At 76.6% G+C, this 4,002-nt stretch carries 3 protein-coding genes; all 3 read left to right on the top strand.

What is annotated here, in order from left to right:
- Positions 1-415: 415 nt before the first annotated feature.
- Positions 416-1,540: a septum site-determining protein Ssd gene (gene ssd / locus J0670_RS32285; RefSeq protein ID WP_207815596.1), complete on the top strand. Its 1,125-nt coding sequence runs from the start codon at positions 416-418 to the stop codon at positions 1,538-1,540.
- Positions 1,540-2,889, top strand: coding sequence for a TadA family conjugal transfer-associated ATPase (locus tag J0670_RS32280; protein WP_207815595.1), 1,350 nt, complete (start codon positions 1,540-1,542; stop codon positions 2,887-2,889). The genes ssd and J0670_RS32280 overlap by 1 nt, the downstream gene beginning before the upstream one ends.
- Positions 2,890-3,060: 171 nt before the next feature.
- The coding region (locus J0670_RS32275; protein WP_307806792.1) for a type II secretion system F family protein at positions 3,061-4,002 on the top strand (942 nt) is incomplete at its 3' end.

The raw sequence follows: 4,002 nt of genomic DNA, 5'->3' as shown, positions 1-4,002 counted from the left end.
CACTCTGCGTTGCTATTTGCTCATGGCCCGCCTGTCGCGCGCGGCCGGTTCCGATCGGCGCCGCCGGGCCGTTCCGGCGGGGTGCGCGGGAGGCGGTGGGCGGGGTACGGGGACGGTGGTCCGACCGGGCCCCGGGCGGGCCGCCGGTTCATCTCCGTGACCCCGTTTCGTCAATTCTTCGCCGAATAGCCCCCCGCCCGGGTGAACGTTTTTATCCACAACCCACGAGTTATCCACAGGCAATCGGAACGTGGATGACGTAATCCGGATCTCCCCCCACCGTGATGGTCGACGGCGGTCGCCGGGCAGGGCCTCATCCCCCTCTTCCAGAGGTCTGCCGGGCGACCGTCCGTCGGAACCGTCCGACGTGCGCCGTGGCCGCCCTGGTGGCCGGCGGCGCAGAGGGGAGACCACCATGTCGACGCCGATCGCCGACCACATCACCGCCGAGGGCCCCGGGGCCGGCGGGCCGCTCATCGTCACCGAGGACGAGGGCCTGGCCGAGCACCTGCTGCGGGTCTGCGCGGCGGCGGGCACCGAGCCGAGGCTGATCCGGGGCGCGCCGCCGACGCGTGAGCTCTGGGAGAGCGCCCCGTTGGTCCTGGTCGGGGACGACCAGGCGGTGCGCTGCGCCGGGATGGGCAGACGCGGCGGCGTGCTGCTCCTCGGGCTGGACCTGGACGACCCCGGGGTGTGGGTCAGAGCGGTCCGACTCGGCGCCGAGCACGTGCTGTTCCTGCCCGACGCTGAGGCCTGGCTGCTCGACCGGATCGCGGATGCGGCCGAGGGCATCGGTTCCCCGGCGGTCACCGTCGCGGTGCTCGGCGGCCGGGGTGGGGCCGGGGCCTCGACGTTGGCCTGTGCCCTCGCGGTCTCGGCCGCGCGGACGGGCCGGCGGACCATGCTGATCGACGGCGATCCGCTGGGCGGCGGCCTGGACATCCTGTTCGGTGGCGAGGCGGCCCGCGGGCTGCGCTGGCCCGATCTGGCCGGTTCGCGCGGGCGGGTGAGCGGAGCCGACCTGGCGCGGGCGCTGCCGGCCCTCAAGCGGCTCTCTGCGCTGTCCTGCCTGTCCTGGGACCGCGGCGACACCCTCACGGTGCCGCCGGAGGCCATGCGCAGCGTGCTGGCCGCCTCCCGGCGGCGCGGCGGGCTGGTGGTGGTCGACGTGCCGCGCCATCTCGACGCGGCCGCCGGGCAGGCGCTGGATCAGTCCGACCTGGCTCTGCTGGTGGTCCCGGCCGAGTTGCGCGCGGTGGCGGCCGCCGACCGGGTCGCGGCGGCGGTCCGGATGCGGCTCGGGGACGTCCGGGCCGTGGTGCGGCCGGTGCGGGTCGGCGGGCTCCCCGCACATCGGATCGCCCGCGGGCTGCGGTTGGAGCTGGCGGGGGAGTTGGAGCCGGAGCCGGGCCTGGCCGAGGACGTCGAGAAGGGCGTCCCTCCGGGCATCCGGGAGAGCGGCCCGCTCGCGCGCTTCTGCGCGACCTTCCTGAACGAGGTGCTGCCGCCGGTGTCGGCGGTCGGAGGAGGTGTGTACTGATGGTCCGTCTGCGTAGGACAGGTCTCCGTAGTGGTGCGCCGGGCCCGGGCGACGGTGCGCGGGAGCACCGGCCGCTCAGGAGCGTGCCGCCGCCCGGCGGGCCTCCTGAGGCCGAGCACGGGCCCTGCCCGTACGGCCGTACGGCCCGGGAGGCCCGGACGGCCGAGCTGGTGGACGCGGTGCGGCTGCGGCTGGCCGAATCGGGGGCAGCCCCGACGGCGGGCTCGGTCGCGGCGGTGCTGCGGGCCACCCGGCCGCCGCTCGGCGGGGACGAGGTGCTGGACACCGTGCGCTCGCTGCGCGCCGAACTGGTGGGTGCGGGCCCGCTGGACCGGTTGCTGGCGGCGCCCGACGTCACGGATGTCCTGGTGAACGGTCCGGACGAGGTGTGGGTCGACCGTGGCGGCGGCCTGCACCGAGCCACCGGAGTCCGGTTCGCCGACGCCGAGGCGGTGCGACGGCTGGCCCACCGGCTGGCCACCGCGGCCGGGCGGCGCCTGGACGACGCCAGGCCCTGGGTGGACGCCCGGCTGCCGGACGGCACCAGGTTGCACGCGGTGCTGCCGCCGATCGCGGCGGGCTGCACGCACATCTCGCTGCGGGTGTGCCGACCCCGGCCGTTCACGCTCGACGAGTTGGTGGCGGGCGGGGCGCTGCCGCCGGAGGGCGCCGACCTGCTGGCCGGCATCGTGCGGGCGCGGCTGTCCCTGCTGGTCTCCGGCGGCACGGGATCGGGAAAGACCACCCTGCTCGCGGCGCTGCTCGGCCTGGTCGGGCCGGACGAGCGGATCGTCATCGCCGAGGACTCCGCCGAACTGCGGCCGGCCCACCCGCACGTGGTCCGGCTGCAGAGCAGACCGCCCAACCAGGAGGGCCTGGGGGAGTTCACTCTGCGGGACCTCGTCCGGCAGGCGCTGCGGATGCGGCCGGACCGCCTGGTGATCGGCGAGGTGCGCGGGGCCGAGGTCTCGGACCTGCTGGCCGCGCTCAACACCGGGCACGAAGGAGGTTGCGGCACCGTCCACGCCAACACCGCGGCGGACGTGCCGGTCCGGCTGGAGGCGCTGGGCTCGCTAGCCGGGCTCGATCGACCGGCGCTGCACAGCCAACTGCGGGCCGCGCTGGACGTGGTGGTGCACCTGGTCCGGGATCCGGGCTCGGGGCGGCGTCGGGTGGCGGAGGTCCACACGCTGGCCGGGGACCGCGACGGGCTGGCCGTGACCACTCCTGCGGTGGCCTTCCCGGCGGCGGGCGGCCTGGTGCCCGGGGTGGGCTGGGAGCGGCTGGTCGGGCTGCTGGCCTCGCGCGGGGTGGTGCTCGGAGCGCCGCCCGGGGCGGGGGCGCCGTGACGGCGGTGGCGGCGCTGGCGTCGGCGGGGCAGGCGGCACGGGAGCTGCGGCTGGTGGAGCTCGGGTTCGTATCGCTGCTGACCGGGTGTGCGGTGGGCGCGGTGGCGCTGCTCGGGGTGTGGAGCAGGAAGGGGCGATGACATGGAGGTCGGTGACATGACGGTTGACGGCGTGAGGCAGGGTCAGTTCGCGCTCTGCTGGGTGGCGGTGCTGTGTCTGCTGGCGGCCGCCGGGTGGCGAGCGGTGCAGGAGCAGCTGCCGGGTGGGCGGCGATCCAGGCTGGTACTGGCGGGCAGCGGTCCTCCGGTGCGCGGGCCGGGCCCGGCGATGACGGGGCGTGCCAAGGTGCGAATCCAAGCCGCCCTGGTGCCCGAACTTCTGATCATCCCGGTCGGGTTGGCCGCGGGGCAGGCCACCGCCTCGCCGGTTCCGGTACTTGCGGCGGGTCTGGCCGTCCTGCCGTTGCGGCGGTGGCGGGTGCGGCGACGCCTGGCGGCCGAGGCGGGGCAGCGGGCCGCCGCCGTGGCGGAGCTCTGCGCCGCGCTGGCCGGGGAGTTGCGCAGCGGCTCGACGCCGGAGCAGGCGCTGCACCTGGTCACGGCGAGGCTCGCCGCGGACCCGGACGGGCTGCGCAGGCTCGGCGAGGAGCCGGTGGCCCGGCTGGCGGCGGGTCGCTACGGCGGGGACGTTCCCGAAGCGCTCCATCTGCTGGCCGAACTGCCGGGCGGCAGCGGGGCGGCGGCCATCGCGGCCTGCTGGCGGGTGGCCTCCGACGGTGGATCGGGGTTGGCCGCCGCGCTGGACCGGGTCGCGGAGGCGTTGCGCGGGGAGCGGGCACTGGCGGAGGAGATCGCAGGGGAGCTGGCCGGGCCGCGAACGACGATCGCGGTGCTGGCCGCACTGCCGGGTGCCGGGCTGCTGCTGGGCGGCGGGCTCGGAGCCCGCCCGCTGGACGTCCTGCTGCATACGTCCGCCGGGCTCGGTTGCCTGGCGGCGGGGGCGGTCCTGGAGGGGCTGGGCGTGCTCTGGACGGCCCGCATCGTCAGGTCCGCCGCCCGGGGGGGCGCTGGAGGCGCCTCGGGCGTCCAGGGGCGGCCTGCGGGTTCCGTCCTC

It is taken from the genome of Streptomyces sp. FH025, from assembly GCF_017427025.1.
GTDB lineage: Bacteria > Actinomycetota > Actinomycetes > Streptomycetales > Streptomycetaceae > Kitasatospora.
This window is presented reverse-complemented; position numbering and strand designations above follow the sequence as displayed.

What these genes read in the sequence shown, in the direction of transcription:
- ssd (WP_207815596.1), top strand. Translation starts at nt 416, where the DNA reads ATGTCGACGCCGATCGCCGACCACATCACCGCCGAGGGCCCCGGGGCC.
- J0670_RS32280 (WP_207815595.1), top strand. Translation starts at nt 1,540, where the DNA reads ATGGTCCGTCTGCGTAGGACAGGTCTCCGTAGTGGTGCGCCGGGCCCG.